The following is a 20,719-nucleotide window of genomic DNA, read 5'->3' as shown; positions in this document are numbered from 1 at the left end:
CCGTTTTTCTGTAAAAATGACAAATATTCTGATTATTTTTTGGTAGTCTTTTGTCAGTTCATGACTCTAGCAAAAAAGAGACCCTTCCTCATGATGCAGGAAAGGTCTTCAAGAAATGTTATCTATAGAAATAGAATTCAAAATCAAATTCAAATTCGCCTTCTTTTCTTCTTAGTTGCCCCATGTCGTTGGATCATGACGCCATGCTTGGAGCACATCCATATCTTCGGCTTGAATAACACCATGGTCCAATGCCGTCTGCGTCAGTGCTGTATAGTTCGACAGCGTGCGAAGTGGAATCCCTGCTTCCTCGAATGCAGAAGTTGCTTTTTCCAATTGGTAGCTGAAGATCGCCAGTACTGCCAATGGCTCAGCTCCTGCTTCCTTGACGGCAAGTGCGGCTTTCAAGGAGCTTCCACCTGTAGAAATCAGATCCTCTATGACAACAACCTTCTGTCCAGGACGAATAATTCCCTCAATTTGATTTTGCTTTCCGTGGCCTTTTGCCTTGTCGCGAATATAAGCCATTGGCAAGCCAAGCTTGTCCGCTACCCAAGCAGCATGCGGAATGCCTGCTGTAGCTGTGCCTGCGATAACTTCTGCATCAGGAGCGTATTGTTTCACCAAGGAAGCAAATCCTTCTGCAATTGCATCTCGAATCTCTGGGTAGGACATCGTCAAGCGATTATCGCAGTAGATTGGAGATTTAATGCCTGACGTCCACGTAAATGGCTCATTTGGACGAAGCGCTACCGCTTGGATATTTAATAGATGCTGTGCAATTGTGCGTTCCAGGTTCGTTGTAGTCATTAGTTCAACAGCTCCTTCATAATAGATAGAATCGCGTCGCGTGGATTCGGTGCAGCAGTTATCGGGCGGCCGACCACAATATAATCTGTTCCTTGCTCAAATGCTTGTGCTGGAGTCATGACACGGGATTGGTCACCCTTTGCACTGCCTGCTGGACGAATCCCAGGCGTAATCGTCTGGAATGCTTCTCCGCAAGCAGCCTTAATTGCAGTTACTTCTTGAGGCGATGCCACAACTCCGTCAAGCCCTGCTAGCTTCGTCAGCTTCGCATAACGTACGACAGTGTCAACTACCTTACCAGGAATTCCGAGTTCCTCATTCATGACCGTTTCATTCGTGCTCGTTAATTGCGTGACTGCAATCACGACGGGTCGCTTCAATTCCGCATTTTCAGCCAGTGCCGCTTCAACACCCTCCATAGCAGACGCCATCATCGCTGCACCGCCGCCGGCATGGACATTGAACATATCAACGCCTAGCTTCGTGATGCTGTTCGCTCCACCCTTAACTGTGTTCGGGATATCATGCATCTTTACATCAAGAAAAACTCTGTAGCCTTTATCCTTCAGCTCGCGAACAAACGCTGGGCCCGCCGCATAGAACAACTGCATGCCTACCTTCATATAACAAGGGATTCCTTGCAGCTGCTGCAGCAGCTCTCTCGCTGCGTCTGCATTCGGATAATCCAGTGCGACCATAATTCTGCCCGCCGCTTCTGCCTCGCTCCATCGTTTGTTCATCGTGACACCTCTTCGTATTTTTCTCGTGCCTTGCCCCAAGCTTCGTCCATAGCCTATTCATACTCCGAGGAGGCCTTGCGGCCTCCTCGATTCTGCTTCTATTGTGAGACGATACTCGTCTATTTCTTCAGTGATTACTTCTGAACAACCGGCATTGCACGGGATGAGAAGTTGATTTGCTCCAGCATGCCCAGCAGCGCGCGTACAGTATCCAGCGATGTCATGCAGACTACGCCGTTCTCTACTGCTTCGCGGCGAATGCGGAAGCCATCGCGTTCTGGCGTTTTGCCCTTCGTCAAGGTGTTGACAACGAAGTGCGCCTCTCCTCCGCGGATGAGATCCAGAATGTTAGGCGAGCCTTCTGTCAGTTTCTTGACATTTGTCACGCTCAGACCTGCATTTTCAAGCGCAACCGCTGTTCCACCAGTCGCAATGATCTTGTAGCCAAGGCCCACGAAACCGCGCATCAATTCAACTGCTTCTTCCTTATCCTTATCTGCTACGGTACAGATGATGGCGCCAGTTGAAGGAATCTTCATACCGGAACCGATAAGGCCTTTGTACAATGCCTTCGCATATTGCTTGTCGCGTCCCATAACTTCACCTGTTGATTTCATCTCAGGACCGAGTGTCGGTTCAACGCGGCGCAGCTTCGCGAACGAGAACACAGGAACTTTGACCGATACATGGTCATCTTCTGGCCACAAGCCCTCTTGATAGCCAAGGTCACTCAGCTTCGTACCCAAGATAAGCTTCGTTGCCACATTCGCCATTGGAATGTTCGTCACTTTACTTAAGAATGGAACCGTACGCGAGGAGCGTGGATTCACTTCAATCACATATACTTGGTCATGGTAGATGACGAACTGGATGTTAATCAAGCCGACCGTCTTCAGTTCCTTTGCGATGCGAATCGTAACATCCACGATTTGCTGCTTCAGCTCTTCGGACAAGTGCTGTGGTGGATATACCGCAATCGAGTCACCGGAGTGTACCCCTGCGCGCTCAACATGCTCCATGATACCAGGGATAAGCACCGTCTCGCCATCACAGATGGCATCGACTTCAACCTCTTTGCCAAGCATGTAGCGGTCGATGAGAACCGGATGCTCAGGGTTGATTTTCACTGCTTGCTCCATGTAGGTCAACAGTTCTTGGTCAGAGTACACGATTTCCATTGCGCGTCCTCCCAGAACGTAGGATGGACGAACAAGTACCGGGTAGCCGAGCGATTGTGCCGTACCTACTGCCTCGTCAACAGATGTTACCGTGCTGCCTTGCGGCTGTGCAATATGAAGGCGCGACAGCAAAGCTTCGAATTTCTTCCGGTCTTCCGCTTCATCGATGCTCTCCAAGCTCGAACCGAGAATCCGCACACCAGCAGCTGCCAGCGGTGCTGCAAGGTTGATAGCCGTTTGTCCACCAAATTGGACGATAACCCCTACCGGCTTCTCCTGCTCAATAACATTCATTACGTCTTCGAAGAAGAGCGGCTCGAAGTACAAGCGGTCTGATGTGTTGAAGTCCGTTGATACGGTCTCAGGATTGTTGTTGATGATTACTGCTTCATACCCTGCATCTTGAATCGCCCATACCGCATGTACAGTCGAGTAGTCGAATTCGATACCTTGACCGATGCGAATTGGACCAGAGCCAAGTACTAAGATTTTTTCTTTATTGGATTCAATAACTTCATTTTCTACTTCATAGGTCGAGTAGTAGTACGGTGTTGTCGCTTCGAACTCTGCCGCACATGTATCGACCATTTTATAGACAGGCTTCAAGCCTTGTTGTACCCGATAGTCACGAACCTCAGCTTCCTTCGTGTAAGTGCCGCCAGGCTGACCTTCACTGCGCAGTTCAGCAATCGCGCGGTCTGTGAAGCCCATGCGCTTCGCTTCGTAGAGCGTTTGCTCAGTCAGTGTTTCTTCTTCACGAATGCGATCCTCAAACTTGACCATGCCTTCCAGCTTGTCGAGGAACCACCAGTCGATTTTCGTGAGATCCTGCAACTGCTGCAGTGTGTAGCCGCGGCGGAATGCTTCTGCCAGCAAGAACATGCGCTCATCATCTGGTGTTTGCAGACGATATTCCAGTGTTTCTTTGTCCAGTTCTTCCGTACCTTTCAACATCAAGCGATGTACGCCGATTTCCAGGGAGCGGATTGCCTTGTGCATGGACTCTTCGAATGTACGTCCGATAGCCATGACTTCGCCAGTTGCTTTCATTTGCGTACCGAGCTTACGGTTCGCTTGTGTGAATTTATCGAACGGCCAGCGTGGAATCTTCGATACGATGTAATCGAGTGTAGGCTCGAAGCATGCGTATGTTTGCCCCGTAACTGGATTCACGATTTCGTCAAGTGTGTAGCCGACCGCGATTTTCGCTGCCATCTTCGCAATCGGATAGCCTGTTGCTTTCGAAGCGAGTGCAGAAGAGCGGCTGACACGAGGGTTAACCTCGATGACGTAGTATTGATAGCTGTGTGGATCCAGCGCAAACTGAACGTTACATCCACCCTCGATGTTGAGCGCGCGGATAATTTTAAGCGATGCGGAGCGCAGCATTTGATACTCGCGATCCGACAGCGTTTGGCTCGGTGCTACGACAATACTGTCGCCTGTATGGACACCTACCGGGTCGAAGTTCTCCATGTTGCAGACTACGATACAGTTGTCGTTCGCGTCACGCATAACTTCGTACTCGACTTCCTTCATGCCCGCGATGCTCTTCTCAATCAAGCACTGTCCGATTGGACTGTAGCGGATACCTGATGCAACCGTATCGCGCAACTCTTCTTCGTTCGTGCAAATACCGCCGCCTGTACCCCCAAGCGTATAAGCAGGACGGACGATGATTGGGTACCCAATCGTATTTGCGAAGTCAACTGCTTCCTGTACCGAGTTGACAATAACACTTTCCGGTACCGGCTGCTCCAGTTCACGCATCAGGTCACGGAACAAGTCACGGTCTTCTGCGCGCTCAATGGAATCTAGCTGCGTCCCGAGAAGCTTCACGTTCTCTTGCTCAAGCACACCTGCACGAGCAAGTTCCATAGCCATATTCAAGCCAGTCTGGCCACCCAGTGTCGGAAGTAATCCATCTGGGCGCTCTTGGCGGATAATCTGTGTTACAAACTCCAGAGTAATCGGCTCGATATACACCTTATCGGCCATATTTGTATCTGTCATAATCGTAGCTGGATTGCTGTTGATGAGAACGACTTCCATGCCTTCTTCTTTCAGTGCTTCACATGCTTGTGTTCCTGCATAGTCGAACTCGGCTGCCTGACCGATTACGATCGGGCCTGATCCGATAACAAGAATTTTCTTGAGGTTGTTATTTTTCGGCATTTTATAGTTCCCCTTTCAGCTGTGCTACGAGCTCCGCTTGGCGCGGAGTCTTAGGTTGATTGCGTTTATGCTCTCGAATCATATCAATGAATTGGTCGAACAAGTAGCTGCTGTCATGCGGACCAGGAGCCGCTTCTGGGTGATATTGTACCGAGAAGGCTGGATACTTCGCATGTGCAAGTCCTTCAATTGTTTTATCGTTATTGTTGATATGAGTTACTTTCAATTCCGTACCTTGTACCGAATCCTCCAGAACTGTATATCCATGGTTCTGAGAAGTAATATAGCAGCGATTCGTTGCGAGCTCTTTAACCGGATGATTTCCACCGCGATGGCCGAACTTCAATTTCCCAGTGTCAGCTCCGCAAGCGAGTGCGAACAATTGGTGTCCCAAGCAGATACCGAAGATTGGGTACTCTCCAAGAAGCTCTTGCAGCATCTTCACAGCATGCGGCACATCCTTCGGATCCCCAGGGCCGTTGGACAATTGAATTCCATCAGGGCGCAAGCGCCGAATTTCGTCTGCTGTTGTGTCATGAGGAACGACGACTACATCACAGCCGCGCTTTGTCAGCTCACGCACGATACCGCTCTTCGCGCCGAAGTCGACAAGTACGATACGTTCTTTGTCACCAGGGCTGGAGAACAGCTGCTTCGTTGAAGTGCGTGCTACTTGATCCCGCATCAATTCTGCAACACCTAGCATTTCCTTCAATTCTTCTATTGATTGGTTGCCCGTTGTCAGCAATCCCTTCATCGTACCGAAATGACGAAGCTTGCGAGTCAGCATGCGCGTATCGATGCCGCTGATGCCTACGATGCCGTATTCTTTCAGAAGACGGTCTACCGAATACTCAGCGCGCCAGTTGCTAGGAACTTCTTCATGTCTGCGCACGACGAACCCGTTTACGTAAGGACGAATGGATTCGAAGTCATCGCGCGTAATGCCGTAGTTGCCAATCAGTGGGTACGTCATCGTTACAATTTGTCCACAGTAAGATGGGTCGGACAATACCTCTTGATATCCTGTAATCCCTGTATTAAATACAACCTCACCTACAGACTCACCGTCTGCACCGAACCCCGTTCCTGTAAAGAGGGTACCATCTTCCAACAACAATCTTGCTTGCATGTTCGTCACTCCTCGCTCTCTATCTTGTGCACTTCACGTTGCTATTCTTATCTATCTATAATGGACTATCTATCAATCTTGTTACTTGCTCCATACAAGACGGCCGTCTACGAATGTCTTCACTGGCCATCCCTTCAAGCTCCAATCTGTGAACGGCGTATTCCGTCCCTTAGTCAAGAATTCGTCCGGATTCACCTTGTGCTCGGTCTCCAAGTCAATAACCGTAATGTCTGCCGGCGCGCCTTCTTCAAGACGTCCTGTATTCAAGCCGAACGTTCTTGCCGGGTCGCTTGTCATGCGATTGATGAGCAGAGATAGCGGCCATTTGCCTGTCGCTACAAATTTCGTATAAAGGAGTGGGAATGCTGTTTCCAATCCGACAATACCGAACGGTGCAAGCTCCATCCCTTTGGCTTTCTCATCTTCACTATGTGGTGCATGGTCTGTTACGACAATGTCGATTGTGCCATCTACCAGCGCCTCAATGCAGGCTTCTACATCGCGAGGAGAGCGAAGCGGTGGATTCATCTTCCAGTTTGCATCCAATCCCGGGATATCTTCATCTGAGAGAAGCAGGTGATGTGGACATATCTCTGCAGTCACCTTCACACCGAACTGCTTCGCTTGACGGATAAGCCGAACGGACTGTTCTGTGCTAACGTGGCACACATGATAATGTACGCCTGTCGCTTCTGCCAGCAGCACATCCCGGCCTACATGAATCGCTTCCGATTCATTCGGAATCCCCTTCAATCCATGCTTGCGGGCGAACTCTCCATCTGTTACTGCCGCACCTTTAACTAGCGAATCATCTTCACAATGTGCGATAACCGGCATGCCCAGTTCCTTGGCCCAGTTCATCGCATCCTTCATCATTTGGGCATTCTGTACGCCAACCCCATCGTCAGTGAAGCCGACAACACCTGCATTTTTCAAGGCTACAAAGTCTGTAAGCTCTCTTCCCAGCTCACTCTTCGTAATTGAGCCATAAGGCAAGACCTTCACATAGCCTTCTTGCTCAGCCTTATCGAGTATAAGTTGTACTGTTTCTGGTGTGTCTGTGACTGGACGTGTATTTGGCATACATGCGATTGTTGTAAATCCACCCTTTGCCGCGGAGTGAGTACCTGTTGCAATCGTTTCTTTATGTTCAAAGCCAGGCTCTCTCAAATGAACGTGCATGTCGATGAAGCCTGCCGATACGAATTTTCCTTCGATGTCATGAACTTCTGCTCCCGCTGGAGCAGCTTCTTCGCAATTCGTAATCCGACGGATGACGCCTTCTTCCATCCAAATGTTAGCGTCCATTAATTCGCCTTCGGTATTTAATATCTTTGCATTTGTTAATACGATCATCGGTTTCTCTCTCCTTACGGTGCCATTGTGAAGTTTTCGTCCGTTTGGTTGGTATCTTTTAATTTCAATCTATCGATTTCTTCTATATGAAGAAGTGATTCCTATGAGAGTGCTCGCTCCAGTACTGCCATCCGTACGGGAACCCCGTTTGCCATTTGCTCAAAGATTCGCGACTGTTCTGCCTCAACGACCTCGTCATCGATTTCTACATTGCGATTGACAGGAGCTGGATGCATAACAATCGCATGTTTCTTCATCAATGCGACGCGTTCAAGCGTCATGCCATACTCTGACCGGTACGCCTCTGTCGAGTGCATCACTTCTGATTCATGACGCTCAAGCTGTACGCGAAGCATCATGACCACATCTGACTGCAGCGCTTCATCCATCGTCACATACGGTGCATCCAAATCATGAGCACGCATATTATCCGGTGCACAGAAGCTTACGTTCGCTCCGAACTTGCGAAGCGCGTATAAGTTCGAGCGTGCTACTCGGCTATGCTCAACATCTCCAACTATCGTGACATTCAGTCCATCTAGCTGTCCAAAATGCTTGCGCATTGTGTACAGGTCGAGGAGTGCTTGTGTAGGATGCTCATTATTGCCGTCGCCTGCGTTGATGAGCGGCATATTGACGCGTTCCGCAATTTGTTCCAAGAGCCCAATTGGCTTCAAGCGGATAACTCCTGCATCCATGCCCATCGATTCGAGTGTTCGAACCGTATCGTAGATTGATTCGCCCTTCTCTACACTCGAGGAGGATGCAGAGAAGTTAATAACCTCTGCACCTAGACGCTTCTCGGCTACTTCGAACGAACAGCGGGTGCGCGTGCTGTTCTCGAAAAACATGTTGGCTACAAATTTATTTTTTAATGCATCTTGTACTTTAACATCCTGCCCATCCCAATGTGCGGCTCGATTCAAAATGGATTCGATTTCGAATCTGCTTAGTGACTTTAAGCCCAGTAAGCTGCGGTCTTTTACCGTACGTTCCAACTGTATTGTCATTACTGCTACCCCCTGTGGTGTACGATTTTCACTTCATCGATGCCGTCTAATTCCTTCAAGGCAACTTCAATCTCTTCGGTGCGTGAAGTCGGTACGTTTTTACCGACATAATCAGGTCGAATCGGCAATTCCCGATGCCCTCGATCTGCCAGTACCGCCAGCTGAATCATTTGCGGTCGGCCCTGATCCATTAGTGCATCCATTGCTGCACGAATCGTCCGCCCTGTATAGAGCACATCGTCGCACAAGATAATTTTCTTATCCTGTATTGGGAATGGCTCACTAATGTCTGCCGCCTCCCGCTCTTCCCGCTTCTTGTCATCGCGATATCTCGTGATATCCAACTCTCCGACTTGAATGTTCACATTCTCAATCAGTTGGATTCGTTCGGCAATGCGCCTTGCGAAGAAGATCCCTCTTGTCCGGATTCCGACAAGTACACAGTTTTCAATGCCTTTATTTCGTTCGAGAATTTCGTGTGCGATCCGTGTTAGTGCTCGTCGAATCGCTGCTTCATCCATAATGATGTTGAATTCGGTCGTGCTCATTTGGATTTTGTCTCCTTCCGTTTTCCCACCCTTACACGAGTAAGGACTGGGCTGTTTATTGATAGTGTGCGCAGATACAAAAAAACTCCTTGCCCGTAGGCAAGGAGTTGTGCATTCACGATATGCGCGGAAAGAAGCTGCATGAAGCTACAGCGCAGAAGTAGAAGCTCTTCGCGATCCATCATAGCTCTCGGCATCTGACGGACATGCTTCTTCCTTCCACTCTTCACGTTGTTCTTTCTCGTAAACGAGCGTTACCTTGCCAGTCTCACGGGACTGAATTAAAGGTCTTATTTGATTAACTGGATTATCCCACTTCTCACGATCCATGTCAAGCAATAGTACTCATATAAATTTTAGAAAATATATTCAACGTCGGTAAGTCTGCGCTTGAGCTCACTCATTACACGCTTCTCTTCCGCCTCGCCCCGGGCCTGGAACGTAACTGAAAACCGAATAAAGCGTCCTGCATCATCCCAAGGCACTGTCGAGATTAACTTCTCTCGAATTAAATATTGGGAGAAGTCCTCAGCCGATCTGAATTCTGGCCCTCCCTGTACCGCCTTTGGCGCTTCAACATAGAGGAAGAAGGAACCTTGCGGCTTAACGGCACGGAATCCTGCTTCATTAAGTGCTGCAACTAGCAGGTCATGACGGCGAGAGTATTTGTCAGCGATCGCTTCCGTAATCTCTGGATGAGCCAGGCCGTATGCAGCTGCCTTCTGGATCGCGATGAACTGGCCGGAATCGTTATTGTCCTTAACGTCACCGAATGCCTTCACAATGAGCGGATTGCCAGCAATAAAGCCAATGCGCCATCCCGTCATGTTGTACGACTTGGACAAGGAATGGAGCTCAACCCCAACGTCCTTCGCCCCAGGTACACTCAAGAAGCTTAGCGGCTTGTTGCCGTCATAGGTCAACGCTGCGTAAGGGGCATCATGTACAATGATGACCTTGTGCTGCTTCGCCCAAGCAATGGCCTTGGTGAAGAACTCAACACTCGCTACTGCTCCAGTTGGATTGTTCGGATAGTTCAAATAGAGCAGCTTGGCCCGTTGGCACACCTCTTCAGGGATCGCATCCAAATCAGGCAAGAAGTTATTGTCCGCCGTAAGCGGAATGTTATACACTTCTCCTCCTAAATATTTCGTGTGCGTACCCATTACCGGATAGCCAGGAACCGTCATAATCGTAATGTCCCCTGGATTGATGAAGCAGGAAGGCAGCATCGCAAGCGCTGGCTTCGTACCAATGGAATGAAGCACCTCAGTGTCTGGATCAATCCCTTCGACCTGAAATACTTCTTTCAAATAGGTTGCCGCAGCATGCTTAAACTCTGCGATGCCATTATCAGCATAACCACGGTTTTCAGGCTTGGACGCTTCTTCTGCCAATGCAGCCACGATACCTGCGTCAGCCATTTCATCCGGTTCACCGACACCCATATCAATCAGTTCCACATCAGGGAACTGTAATTTGGCAGCAGCCTTAGCTCGTTTAATCTTTTCAAATTTGTAGATATTCGTGTCTTTTCCATAATTGGCTCCGCCAATTCGCTCTGCAAATGTATGTTGAATATATGTGTTTTGATAAAATTCTGTCGTCATCTTATCCAGCCCCTTCTCCTGCACCAGTCTTATATCATCGGTTATGATGCCAATGTATTAACTATGCTTGATAATGACGACGAAAGGAATGAACGATCTCCAATACAATTTGCACTTTTTTCACACGGAAATTAGAATATACACTGCTTTACAACTAAATATCATGGTTTAATTTGCATAATTACGACTACACAGCAACTATCTATTGCGAATGGAATGAAGCAAGTTCTCCATGTCTTCCGGAAGCGGAGCATGAAGTTCCACAGTCTCCCCGCTTGCAGGATGTACGAAGCCCAGCGTCATGGCATGTAATGCCTGTCCATTCATAGTCAGACCGCGCGTCCCTCGACTGTACATTGGATCCCCGACAAGAGGATGACCAATGAATTTCATATGCACACGGATCTGATGTGTACGACCTGTCTCCAATTGCAATTCAACAAGAGTCGCGTCTCCGAACCGCTCCATTACTTTAAAATGTGTCACCGCATGCTTGCTGTTATTCTCGGTTACGGTGTACATCTTCCGATCATGGGTATCACGCCCAATTGGGGCGTCGATTGTTCCTTGATCATGAGGCACATTCCCGTGCACAAGCGCCACATATTTCCGTGTAACCGAATGTTCTTTCAGCTGTGCTGCCAGGTGAACATGTGCGCGATCATGCTTGGCCGCCATCAGCAAGCCTGATGTATCCTTATCAATGCGGTGAACAATTCCGGGCCGCAGTTCGCCGTTAATACCAGACAAATCACGACAATGGAACATCAATGCATTGACAACCGTCCCCGAGGTATGTCCTGGTGCTGGATGGACAACCATTCCACGCGGCTTATTAATTACAATAACGTCCTTATCTTCAAAATATACATCCAGTGGAATATCCTCAGCTACAATATCAGCAGACTCCGGCTCAGGCATTGCCAGTGTGATGACATCTTCGGCAGCTACTTTGTAGTTCGGCTTCACTGGATTACCATTCACGAGCACATGCTGATCACGTATCCATAGTTGGACTTGTGACCGAGAAACCTCTTCTTCAATTGACTCTGTAATAAATTTGTCGATCCGATCTTTCGCATTAGCCGACTCGACCGTCCATATGTATGGGTATGGTTCTCGACCTTCGTCCCCTGCTTGTTCTTGCAATCGATGTTCTTCTGTCATTGCTTACAATCCCCTCTATGCTAATCCTATGCTTGGTTCGATGAATGATCTTGTTGTTCTGCAGGTGTACCCGTGCCGGATTGATTCTCCCGCTTCACGGTTACGAGCGCATCAAGCAGTACCAGTCCTACGCCGATACAGATTCCCATATCTGCTACATTGAATATTGGGAACGTGTAAGACCCGAAATTGAACTGCAGGAAATCAACAACTTCCCCTGTAAGCAGACGGTCGATAAAATTGCCGATCGCCCCACCTAAGATCAAGCTGAGTCCCAGTGGCAATATAACTCCACTCTGGTGTTTAATCTTCTGCATATACCATACAAGTCCGATTACTACCACTATCGTAATGACAATGAAGAACCAGCGCTGATTTTCCAAAATACTGAAGGCCGCCCCCGTATTCCGATGCGACGTAATCAAGAAAAAGTTACCGATTACCGGGATTTTCTCTCCCAATTGCAAATTCGTAGCGATCATCCATTTGCTTACTTGATCAATCAGCAAAACGATAAAGGCGATAATATAGTACCACACGTGCCACAGTCACCTCATTTAATTTTTATTAAGTGTGAAAGAACTTGAAGCTGTGCTCATTGTATCACAGGAGCCGAACCCAAACCAATCCAACGCCTACGCCATTTACCACGCAGGAACGTCCTTCAACTTGCACATGCTAGACATAAGTTACGCCAACGCGAAAGGAGCGTTCTGCACGAATGAATCGACTATCCTCTGAACAATTAAACAGCTTGCAACAACAATTGCTGCAATCCAAGGCTCAGATCGAGCGCCGTCTTCATCACGGAGATCATTATGGTTTGTCCAATTCCTTACGTGAAAACACAGGAGAGCTGTCTACACTGGACAATCACCCCGCGGACGTTGGTACTGAGATGTTCGAGCGCGGTAAGGACATCGCACTTAATGAGCACGATGAAATATTGCTTGAACGCATTGATACTGCCCTATCCCGCATGGATAAGGGACAATACGGCAAGTGTGTTGTATGCGACAAAGACATCCCTTATGAACGTCTTGAAGCCGTCCCTTCCACGATGTATTGCGTCGAGCATTCCCCTGAGCAGATTGTGTCCGAACGTCGGCCGGTCGAAGAACAGTTTCTTATGCCTCCATTCGGGAGGACTAGCCTTGACGAAGATACGCAAAATGGCTTCGACGGTGAAGATGCTTGGCAAATAGTCGAGTCCTGGGGGACATCCAATACACCTGCCATGCATGAAGAACGCGACGTCGATGATTATGGCAATCTCTACATCGAAGCATCCGAAGAACTCGATGGCTGTGTTGAAGCCTATGAGAGCTTTGTCGCTACGGATATGACAGGACGCCATGTAACGATCGTTCGCAATCGTCAATATCGTCAATATATGGATAACCAAGAGGGCGTCGGGTTATTCGAGCCTGATCAAGAATATGATGCCGATTACGATGGGAATCAATAGAACTTCGCATCAAGCTGATGTTGAACAATTCGTACAATGTCAGCGATAAAATCACCGATGATAGGCAGATTGAGCGCGCCTAAATATTGCAAAATGTAGACAATGATAGCCGTAAATAGCGTAAATCCAATCGCAATTCCAACACCGCGTGCCGCTCCACCCATGAGGTTCACCCAGATCAGCTTGCGCGGATTGAACAGCAATTCATTGTATTCTGAAATTCTAGACTTCTCCATCGCTTGTGCAATTTGCAGCGTATAATCATGAATGCTCTTCATCATTTTTTTAGCATCATCTTCATCTTGCGTAGTGGTGATGGATACGCCTGCTTTTGATTCTCCTTGGGTATCCAATGAACTCGAATCCGTCAGTTGCTCCTTACCCTTGGTTATGCGAGTATCATCCTCTTGTTGAATTATTGTCTGTTCACGCTCGGCACGTGGGTTCTGTGGATTTGTAGAATTGTTCGAATCATGCGCTGTCATGACATTTCCTCCTCTGTGAAAGCCGATGTACTGCATCCCCTTATATCGCAAAAAGAGCGTGACCGAACAGATGGATTAACCATCTGCAAGGTCAACGCTCTCCCCCTCTTATTCGTCCGCGATTAACGACCACTATAGACTCCCCTGAATTGGAAATATCTATACGCAAAAACTGCTACGCAATTGCGACTCGGATCGTCTTCTGTCCTAAATCAACGGATTCCATACCCTCTTGAGAACCAAACGACAAATTCGCAACGAGTACGTTATCACGCAGTGTGGACTCGAACGCTTGAATCGCCGCTTGCAATTGCGCATCGACATCCAGAACGATATCGACCCGTTTCTCAATTGGCAGATCAAGCTTCTTGCGCAAGTCTTGGATACCGCGAACAACTTCGCGAACCCAGCCCTCTTGCTCGAGTTCCGGCGTAATCTCCGTATTCAATGCGACTGTAATTTGATAACCTGATGCTGATGCGAAGCCAGATTTCGCTTGCTTCTCAATCAGAAGCTCCTCACGTGTCACCTCGAAGCTCTCACCGTCTTGGTTCGTGAAGTTCCATACACCGGATTCGACGATACGACGAGTGTCCTCAGCAGCCATCGACTTCAAAGCGCCCTGCAGGACACCGACATTTTTGCCGTATTTCTTGCCCGCTACTTTGAGGTTCAGCTTCAATGTGAAATCAACAAAGCCGGAGTCGCTTGTCTCGAGGCGAATCTCCTTCACATTGATCTCTTCCTTGATGACTTCTTCATAAGCCTCCAGATGGAATTCACGATCCATGGACACGATAAGCTCAGACAGCGGTTGACGCGTCTTGATGCCTGTTTCATTACGTACGTTGCGTGCCAGCTCAACGATTTCGCGAGCTGTTTCCATATCGCGTTCCAATTCTGCATCGATCAAGGCTTGATCTGCAACAGGATAGTCAGCTAAGTGCACACTCTCGCTTGTGCCGCCAAGATTCATGTAGATGTCTTCTGCAATCATCGGAGCATATGGCGCGATAAGCTTGGACAACGTGAGCAGAACACGGCGAAGCGTTTGGTAGGCGGACAATTTGTCCTCTGTCATCTCGCTGCCCCAGAAGCGGTCACGGGAACGGCGGATGTACCAGTTGCTCAACTCATCGATGTAAGACTCGATAGCTTTTGCCGGATTCAAGAAGTCATTCGCTTGCAGTCCTTTGCTTACACTTGCGATCAGCGTATGCAAGCGAGACAAGATCCAACGATCCAGCTTGTTGTTCGACGGACGCTCTTCATATGCACTAGCATCATATTTATCAATGGAAGCATACAGCGCATAGAAGGCATGCGTGTTCACAAGCGTATCAATTACTTTGGATTTCGCTTCTGCTACGATTTGCTTCGAGAAGCGCTTCGAGTTCCAAGGTGCACTATCCGACAGCAATGCCCAGCGGAATGCATCTGTACCGTATTCATTGATAATATCCCATGGGTCGATTACATTGCCCTTCGATTTGGACATTTTCTGTCCATTTTCATCGAGCACGTGACCCGTTGAGATAACGGCCTTGTATGGCGCTATGCCTTTATACAGTGTTGCAACGGCGAGCAAGCTGAAGAACCAGCCGCGAGTCTGGTCAATTCCTTCACAGATGATGTCTGCAGGGAACTGTTCTTCGAACTTCTTCTCATCTCCGAACGGATGATGGTGCTGAGCGAATGGCATCGAACCACTATCGAACCATACGTCAATAACTTCTGACGTACGTTCCATCACACCGTGTTCGCAATGTGGACAGTGCAGCTTAACTTCATCCACATATGGCTTATGCAGCTCCAGGTTCTCATCTACCGGCGTCGTCGCACGATCGCGCAAGTCTTGATGGCTGTCTGGCGAGTATTCACCTTTACAGGATCCGCATACCCATACGTTTAGCGGTGTGCCCCAGTAACGGTTACGGCTAATATTCCAGTCCACCAAATCTTCCAAGAAGTTGCCGAAGCGGCCTTCGCGAATATGACCAGGGTACCAGTCGACCTTGCTGTTATTTGCTATTAATTGATCTTTAACCGCTGTCGTCTCAATGAACCACGATTCTGTCGCATAGTAGAGAAGCGGCGTTTTGCAGCGCCAGCAGAATGGATAGCTGTGCTCGTATTTTTCCTTGGAGTACAAGGTTTCGTTCTCAGACAGCTTCTTCACGATGTCGATATCGCAATCCTTCACGAAGCGGCCTGCAAAATCAGTAATCTCATCGTTATAGCGGCCTTGGGCATTCACAACACTGATGAAGCTTATTCCGTTCTCACGGCAGCTCTTGTAGTCGTCTTCACCGTGAGCCGGGGCCATATGAACGATACCCGTACCGCTGGAATCTGTTACGAAATCAGCAGCGACGATAAGATGTCCCTTCTCGGGCACCACATATGGGAATGGAGCAGCATACGTCTTGCCAATGAACTCAGAGCCTTTATGCTCAGACAAGATCGTGTACTCGCCCTGCATCACATCTTCAACCAGATTTTTCGCAACGATATATACACCGTCTTCTTGCTGAACGCGAACATAATCCATGTTCGGATTCATCGCAAGTGCAGCGTGTGCTGGCAATGTCCACGGTGTGGTTGTCCAAGCAAGCACATATTCGCCATTGTCATGCAGCTTGAACTTCACAGTTGCAGACAAATCCTTAACCGTTTCATAGCCTTGTGCTACCTCATGCGAACTGAGTGTCGTTTGGCAGCATGGGCAATATGGACTTACACGGTGCCCACGGTACAACAATCCTTTTTTATGAATCGTGGACAGGATGTGCCACACACTTTCAATATAGTTGTTATCAAGCGTGATGTATGGATCATCGAGATTCGTCCAGTACCCGATCGCTTCCGTAAGCTCACGCCACTGCTTCTCATATTCGAATACACTCGCTTTACATTTTTTAACGAATGCTTCTACCCCATAGTTCTCAATTTCCTGTTTGCCAGAAATGCCAAGCTGCTTCTCAACACCAAGCTCTACAGGTAGACCATGTGTATCCCAGCCCGCTTTACGCACGACACGATAGCCGGACATTGTCTTGTAGCGGCAAATAAAGTCCTTAATTACACGTCCGAGCACGTGCCCAATATGAGGCTTTCCGTTTGCTGTAGGCGGTCCTTCATAAAATACGAAATTAGGTTTGTCTGCGCGATGCTCGATGGACTTGGCAAATGTATCTTCCGCGTTCCATTTCGCCAATACACGCAGCTCCCGTTCCCGGGCGCGTTCTTTGACATCAACTTTTCTCACAGTGATACTTCCTTTCTTCGATACATAATTGAGGAAACAAAAAAACCTCCTCCCAAAAAGGGACGAGGTTCTGCTCGCGTTACCACCCTTGTTCCGTCCAACAATGACTTACAACATTGTCGTACGGCACCTTCATCATGCATGCTTCTCCAAGCATACAAGCCCCCAATAACGGAGGGGATCCGGATATGCTTACTACGCCAGCCTTAATCCAACCAGCTGCATTCGGCATATCTTCTCTGGGATGATGTCTGAACACGATTCGTTCGTCGGTTCTCACCTGCTCCGACTCTCTGAAGAACGGATGGGCGTGTCAGTGCGTTCCCGTCATTGAATATCACGTTATTAATACATATTTATATCGTGTTTTGCGGCAAATGTCAATCAGCCGCCCCTACGACTAATACAATTCTTTAACTTCCTTCACTTCTTCACGCTCAAGCGCATCCCAGCCGTCTTGATTGAGCAGCTCCATCTGAGCCTCAACCAATGTGCGGAAGCGTGCACGATAAATCGAGGATTGCTTCTTAAGCTCCTCAACTTCCAACGCAACTTTGCGCGACTTCGCCAGTGCATCGTTCACGATGCGATCTGCATTTTTCTCAGCTTCTTTGACGATAAGCTGTGCTTCCTTCTTCGCATTGCTCTTCACTTCATCCGCAGCTTCTTGTGCAACGATGATCGTTTTGCTCAAGGTTTCCTCAAGATTCGCGAAATGGTCAAGCTTGTCCTGCAAGGAGTTTGCATGGTTTTGCAGTTCCTTGTTCTCGCGAATTAGCGCTTCATAATCTTTAATAATCTGATCGAGGAACTCGTTAACAGCGTCCTCATCATAACCGCGCAGCTTGCGGCTAAATTCCTTGTTATGTATGTCTAGTGGTGTCAATGGCATCGTGTGCACCTCCTCAAAATTACAAAAGCATGCGGCAAATCATGTCTTTTCGAACCCTCTTAGCTGCAAACGTACAAACTACAGCGAGCTCAACGTGTATAAGTACCTACCGAAATACGCATGCGGCCTTTTTTCGACACGCCTTCAATTTCTATTACTTTGAATCGTCCGAACCCTTGCAAGGAGACAACATCCCCCGCTTGGAGCTGGGTGGACGGATTTTCTTCTACCTTCCAGTTCACCTTGCATCTCCCCGCCTTGATCGGGGTTACGATCTTCGTTCGGCTAAGTCTGAATACATCGCTAGCAATTCCATCCAATCGAAGGGATGCAACACTTATGGACATCATATTCAGCTCTGCATGAGCAGTCCGAAGCTCGGATAATGGGACAATCTCGGTCATTACATTCACGCGATGTACCTGACGCAGATGTGTATCGAGAAAAGCCCCAATTTCTTCTGTGATCACAATGTGGCAACGATCATCGTTAACGTGAATATCGCCAATTTTGCCTCGCTTTATGCCAAGCCCGAGCACAGCTCCCAAGAAATCGCCATGCTCAAGCTGCCCCCAATTGCGGTCGGAAGAAGTAATTTGAAGGACTTGCATCCCCATTTCTTCTCCGTCTGCGTAAACATAATCGGGAGCAATGAGCGCACGCTTGCGTTCGGCCTGCTCATGCCCTCCATCCAAGCGCAGCTGAACATCAGCATTCCGATTGACCAATGTAGCCACAATAAAAGCTTGTCTCGGATCCAAAAAATCAGTACGACGGATCTCGTGGACTTGCGCCGCACGTTCCACCCACTCCGCAGCGCGATCGACAAACACACGCTCATCAGGGTGAAAGTGCGTATAAATATTTTCATTTGCTGTCATCACTAGCACTCACCTATTGCTAAATAAAATACTGAAGTACAGCAATTACACCTCTGTACACGAACTCAAGCGTGAACAATGCCACGATTGGGGAAATGTCCAGCATCCCGCCGATTGGCGGAATAATACGGCGGAACGGAGCCAAATAAGGCTCAACAATCTTGCCTAGAATCTCGCCGATAAAGCTCTCGCGTACATTAGGTACCCAAGACATCAAAATATAAACAATAATTAACCATCTGTATATGTTGAACAGGTAATACACGTATTCAGCAATCTGATACTCCAACAAGGTCACCTCGTTTGCATGTTTTCGTAATCGTCGTGTAGGATTTCTGTGATGGAACCTTGAATTTCAACCTGCTCGGGGGTACACACGAATATATTTCCACCAACCTTGGATATGTTTCCGCTTAATGCATAGACCGTGCCACTCAAGAAATCAATAATCCGAAAAGCTTGATCCTTCCGAACTCTTTGCAAATTCACGATAACCGAGCGCCGTGAACGCAAGTGATCCGCAATCTCTTGGGCCTCATCATAAGAACGCGGCTCATATAGCACCATCTTGGAGGACTTCTGTGAGTGTATGCTCACTACATTAGCAGCCTTAGAGGATTTGCGCTGGTCAAAATTCGGCGCTTCTACCTCTTGCTCGTTCATATCCGTTACTACCTTCTCACGCTCAATGATTTCTTCTTCTTCTTGAAGTCCTAGAAAATTCATAAATCGGTTCATTACACCCATTACGTTTCCCCTTCCTTCCCAACTAGGACGGATCCAAATCTCAGCCATGTCGCCCTCTCTTCCACAGCGACTTCAAAATCATTGGGCATCCCCATCGATAAGTGCGGCAATGATATGGACAACGATGATCCAAATTCGTCTCGCAACTCACGTAATATGCCGTAATCTGCGAAATACGGGTCTCGTATGTTCCGGTTCAGCTTCGTATGGAGCCATCGTCATTAGTCCAATCGGCTCAATATGAGGAAACGCGCGCAATTGCTCCACAAAAGCCGCGGCTTGTTCCGGTTCTAATCCATGCTTGGATTCCTCACCCTAGATATTCACCTGAATGAAGCAGCGAATGTTCCGCCCTATAGCTTCGATTCGTTGCTGCAGCGTCATTCTGTCATCCCTTCTTCCAGCCAATCCAACTCATCATGCGACCGGTCGTCCCACCCTCTATTCGGTGGGAATAGAACATATCTATATTGCAGCCGGTGCACAGTGTAGTACATTCGATATTTGTTGCCAAAATTCCTGCTTGGATCAACAAATGTCGATTCAATTCACGCAAATCAAGCATAGCATGCCCAGATGTTGTCGGACGGATGATCTCATTCTGAACTTGATCCGCTTGTGGATCGCCTGCGAGCACACGCCTCACTTCGCCAATTACGCGCTCGTCCACCTCATAGCAGCAGGAGCTAATCGATGGTCCAATCGCTGCTTGAATATGCTCAATACGGCAGCCAAACTGCTCCTGCATCTTATGTACCGTTGCAGCGCCAATATTGCTGACGGTTCCTTTCCACCCTGCATGTGCAAGACCGACCACGCGCTGGATCGGATCTAAGAACATCAATGGAACACAGTCGGCATAAAATGAAGTCAACAGAACTCCCGTAACATCAGTAACCAAAGAATCCGTATTTTGAATCGCATCTTCACGATTCAGCCTTCCTTTTCCACGTTCTTCCTCTGTAACGACATGAACATGACTTCCATGCACCTGCTCACCACATGTCCATGCTTCAAATGGCATGCCGCACGCTTTGGCGACAAGCTCGCGATTATGGATGACATCTGCCTCATTATCGTGTACATGCAGCGCACAATTCAATGAGTTAAAATGCTCACTGCTCACGCCGCCATTTCTTGTTGTGAAACCAGCCGTCAACTCTGGATAAGCCTCTGTCCATTTCTTGACATTCAATAGGACAGGCCCTTCTGCTGCCTCAGGCTTCTGTAATTGAAATGGTTCCATGACGAT

Annotated in this window: 20 protein-coding genes and 1 pseudogene; 1 reads left to right on the top strand and 20 read right to left on the bottom strand. The window is 48.2% G+C overall.

Going from position 1 to position 20,719, the window contains the following annotated elements:
- Window positions 1-171 precede the first annotated feature (171 nt).
- The 11 genes from pyrE to lspA form a co-directional block, all read right to left on the bottom strand.
- Window positions 172-810 (bottom strand): orotate phosphoribosyltransferase, encoded by a 639-nt coding sequence (gene pyrE / locus ABN764_RS18190; protein ID WP_065292673.1) that lies wholly within the window; start codon window positions 808-810, stop codon window positions 172-174.
- Window positions 810-1,550, bottom strand: coding sequence for an orotidine-5'-phosphate decarboxylase (pyrF, locus tag ABN764_RS18185; protein ID WP_446672688.1), 741 nt, complete (start codon window positions 1,548-1,550; stop codon window positions 810-812). Before pyrF ends, pyrE begins: the two co-directional genes overlap by 1 nt.
- 134 nt (window positions 1,551-1,684) lie before the next feature.
- Window positions 1,685-4,903, bottom strand: coding sequence for a carbamoyl-phosphate synthase large subunit (gene carB, locus ABN764_RS18180; protein WP_446672687.1), 3,219 nt, complete (start codon window positions 4,901-4,903; stop codon window positions 1,685-1,687).
- A 1-nt stretch (window position 4,904) separates the two neighbouring features.
- Window positions 4,905-6,035 (bottom strand): glutamine-hydrolyzing carbamoyl-phosphate synthase small subunit, encoded by a 1,131-nt coding sequence (carA, locus tag ABN764_RS18175; protein ID WP_021256730.1) that lies wholly within the window; start codon window positions 6,033-6,035, stop codon window positions 4,905-4,907.
- Window positions 6,036-6,116: 81 nt separating this feature from the next.
- A complete protein-coding gene (pyrC, locus tag ABN764_RS18170) occupies window positions 6,117-7,391 on the bottom strand; it encodes a dihydroorotase (protein WP_446672686.1) in 1,275 nt (424 codons plus the stop codon).
- Between the two features lie 101 nt (window positions 7,392-7,492).
- Complete coding sequence (locus ABN764_RS18165; RefSeq protein ID WP_446672685.1) at window positions 7,493-8,401, bottom strand: aspartate carbamoyltransferase catalytic subunit; 909 nt, start codon at window positions 8,399-8,401, stop codon at window positions 7,493-7,495.
- A gap of 5 nt (window positions 8,402-8,406) precedes the next feature.
- Window positions 8,407-8,949: a bifunctional pyr operon transcriptional regulator/uracil phosphoribosyltransferase PyrR gene (pyrR, locus tag ABN764_RS18160; protein WP_021256733.1), complete on the bottom strand. Its 543-nt coding sequence runs from the start codon at window positions 8,947-8,949 to the stop codon at window positions 8,407-8,409.
- Window positions 8,950-9,096: 147 nt separating this feature from the next.
- A complete protein-coding gene (locus ABN764_RS18155; RefSeq protein WP_174807529.1) occupies window positions 9,097-9,279 on the bottom strand; it encodes a hypothetical protein in 183 nt (60 codons plus the stop codon).
- Window positions 9,280-9,305: 26 nt separating this feature from the next.
- Window positions 9,306-10,559, bottom strand: a complete 1,254-nt coding sequence (locus tag ABN764_RS18150) for an LL-diaminopimelate aminotransferase (RefSeq protein ID WP_446672684.1) — start codon at window positions 10,557-10,559, stop codon at window positions 9,306-9,308.
- A 198-nt stretch (window positions 10,560-10,757) separates the two neighbouring features.
- The gene (locus ABN764_RS18145; protein ID WP_446672683.1) at window positions 10,758-11,726 is read right to left on the bottom strand and encodes an RluA family pseudouridine synthase; all 969 of its coding nucleotides are present in this window, start codon (window positions 11,724-11,726) and stop codon (window positions 10,758-10,760) included.
- Window positions 11,727-11,752: 26 nt separating this feature from the next.
- Window positions 11,753-12,265, bottom strand: coding sequence for a signal peptidase II (gene lspA / locus ABN764_RS18140; protein WP_174807527.1), 513 nt, complete (start codon window positions 12,263-12,265; stop codon window positions 11,753-11,755).
- 182 nt (window positions 12,266-12,447) lie between these two features.
- Here lspA and ABN764_RS18135 point away from each other — a divergent pair, with 182 nt between their 5' ends.
- Window positions 12,448-13,194, top strand: coding sequence for a TraR/DksA C4-type zinc finger protein (locus ABN764_RS18135; RefSeq protein ID WP_446672682.1), 747 nt, complete (start codon window positions 12,448-12,450; stop codon window positions 13,192-13,194).
- On the opposite strand, the gene ABN764_RS18130 is transcribed toward ABN764_RS18135, so the two are convergent.
- The 9 genes and pseudogenes from ABN764_RS18130 to pgeF form a co-directional block, all read right to left on the bottom strand.
- On the bottom strand, window positions 13,188-13,679 hold the full coding sequence (locus tag ABN764_RS18130) for a DUF5665 domain-containing protein (protein WP_419149762.1): 492 nt from the start codon (window positions 13,677-13,679) through the stop codon (window positions 13,188-13,190). The genes ABN764_RS18135 and ABN764_RS18130 overlap by 7 nt on opposite strands.
- A gap of 175 nt (window positions 13,680-13,854) precedes the next feature.
- Window positions 13,855-16,947, bottom strand: coding sequence for an isoleucine--tRNA ligase (gene ileS / locus ABN764_RS18125; RefSeq protein ID WP_174807526.1), 3,093 nt, complete (start codon window positions 16,945-16,947; stop codon window positions 13,855-13,857).
- A gap of 79 nt (window positions 16,948-17,026) precedes the next feature.
- Window positions 17,027-17,227 (bottom strand): hypothetical protein, encoded by a 201-nt coding sequence (locus tag ABN764_RS18120; protein ID WP_174807525.1) that lies wholly within the window; start codon window positions 17,225-17,227, stop codon window positions 17,027-17,029.
- 120 nt (window positions 17,228-17,347) lie between these two features.
- Window positions 17,348-17,839 (bottom strand): DivIVA domain-containing protein, encoded by a 492-nt coding sequence (locus ABN764_RS18115; protein ID WP_021256741.1) that lies wholly within the window; start codon window positions 17,837-17,839, stop codon window positions 17,348-17,350.
- 89 nt (window positions 17,840-17,928) lie between these two features.
- Window positions 17,929-18,720, bottom strand: coding sequence for a YlmH family RNA-binding protein (locus ABN764_RS18110; RefSeq protein WP_446672681.1), 792 nt, complete (start codon window positions 18,718-18,720; stop codon window positions 17,929-17,931).
- A 19-nt stretch (window positions 18,721-18,739) separates the two neighbouring features.
- On the bottom strand, window positions 18,740-19,012 hold the full coding sequence (locus tag ABN764_RS18105; protein WP_036592436.1) for a YggT family protein: 273 nt from the start codon (window positions 19,010-19,012) through the stop codon (window positions 18,740-18,742).
- A 2-nt stretch (window positions 19,013-19,014) separates the two neighbouring features.
- Window positions 19,015-19,467: a cell division protein SepF gene (locus tag ABN764_RS18100; RefSeq protein ID WP_021256744.1), complete on the bottom strand. Its 453-nt coding sequence runs from the start codon at window positions 19,465-19,467 to the stop codon at window positions 19,015-19,017.
- A pseudogene (locus ABN764_RS18095) lies at window positions 19,467-19,857 on the bottom strand (alanine racemase); the annotation flags it as partial. The gene ABN764_RS18100 and the pseudogene ABN764_RS18095, both read right to left, overlap by 1 nt.
- Entirely contained in the window at window positions 19,856-20,713 is an 858-nt protein-coding gene (gene pgeF, locus ABN764_RS18090; RefSeq protein ID WP_446672680.1) for a peptidoglycan editing factor PgeF, read from the bottom strand. The pseudogene ABN764_RS18095 and the gene pgeF, both read right to left, overlap by 2 nt.
- Window positions 20,714-20,719: the final 6 nt, after the last annotated feature.

The organism is Paenibacillus wuxiensis (genome assembly GCF_040195695.1).
GTDB classification, from domain to species: Bacteria; Bacillota; Bacilli; order Paenibacillales; family Paenibacillaceae; genus Paenibacillus_B; species Paenibacillus_B suaedae.
This window is presented reverse-complemented; position numbering and strand designations above follow the sequence as displayed.

Coding starts and splice junctions, on each gene's coding strand:
- pyrE (WP_065292673.1), bottom strand. CDS start 810: ATGACTACAACGAACCTGGAACGCACAATTGCACAGCATCTATTAAAT.
- pyrF (WP_446672688.1), bottom strand. CDS start 1,550: ATGAACAAACGATGGAGCGAGGCAGAAGCGGCGGGCAGAATTATGGTC.
- carB (WP_446672687.1), bottom strand. CDS start 4,903: ATGCCGAAAAATAACAACCTCAAGAAAATTCTTGTTATCGGATCAGGC.
- carA (WP_021256730.1), bottom strand. CDS start 6,035: ATGCAAGCAAGATTGTTGTTGGAAGATGGTACCCTCTTTACAGGAACG.
- pyrC (WP_446672686.1), bottom strand. CDS start 7,391: ATGATCGTATTAACAAATGCAAAGATATTAAATACCGAAGGCGAATTA.
- ABN764_RS18165 (WP_446672685.1), bottom strand. CDS start 8,401: ATGACAATACAGTTGGAACGTACGGTAAAAGACCGCAGCTTACTGGGC.
- pyrR (WP_021256733.1), bottom strand. CDS start 8,949: ATGAGCACGACCGAATTCAACATCATTATGGATGAAGCAGCGATTCGA.
- ABN764_RS18155 (WP_174807529.1), bottom strand. CDS start 9,279: ATGGATCGTGAGAAGTGGGATAATCCAGTTAATCAAATAAGACCTTTA.
- ABN764_RS18150 (WP_446672684.1), bottom strand. CDS start 10,559: ATGACGACAGAATTTTATCAAAACACATATATTCAACATACATTTGCA.
- ABN764_RS18145 (WP_446672683.1), bottom strand. CDS start 11,726: ATGACAGAAGAACATCGATTGCAAGAACAAGCAGGGGACGAAGGTCGA.
- ABN764_RS18135 (WP_446672682.1), top strand. CDS start 12,448: ATGAATCGACTATCCTCTGAACAATTAAACAGCTTGCAACAACAATTG.
- ABN764_RS18130 (WP_419149762.1), bottom strand. CDS start 13,679: ATGACAGCGCATGATTCGAACAATTCTACAAATCCACAGAACCCACGT.
- ABN764_RS18115 (WP_021256741.1), bottom strand. CDS start 17,839: ATGCCATTGACACCACTAGACATACATAACAAGGAATTTAGCCGCAAG.
- ABN764_RS18110 (WP_446672681.1), bottom strand. CDS start 18,720: ATGACAGCAAATGAAAATATTTATACGCACTTTCACCCTGATGAGCGT.
- ABN764_RS18100 (WP_021256744.1), bottom strand. CDS start 19,467: ATGGGTGTAATGAACCGATTTATGAATTTTCTAGGACTTCAAGAAGAA.
- pgeF (WP_446672680.1), bottom strand. CDS start 20,713: ATGGAACCATTTCAATTACAGAAGCCTGAGGCAGCAGAAGGGCCTGTC.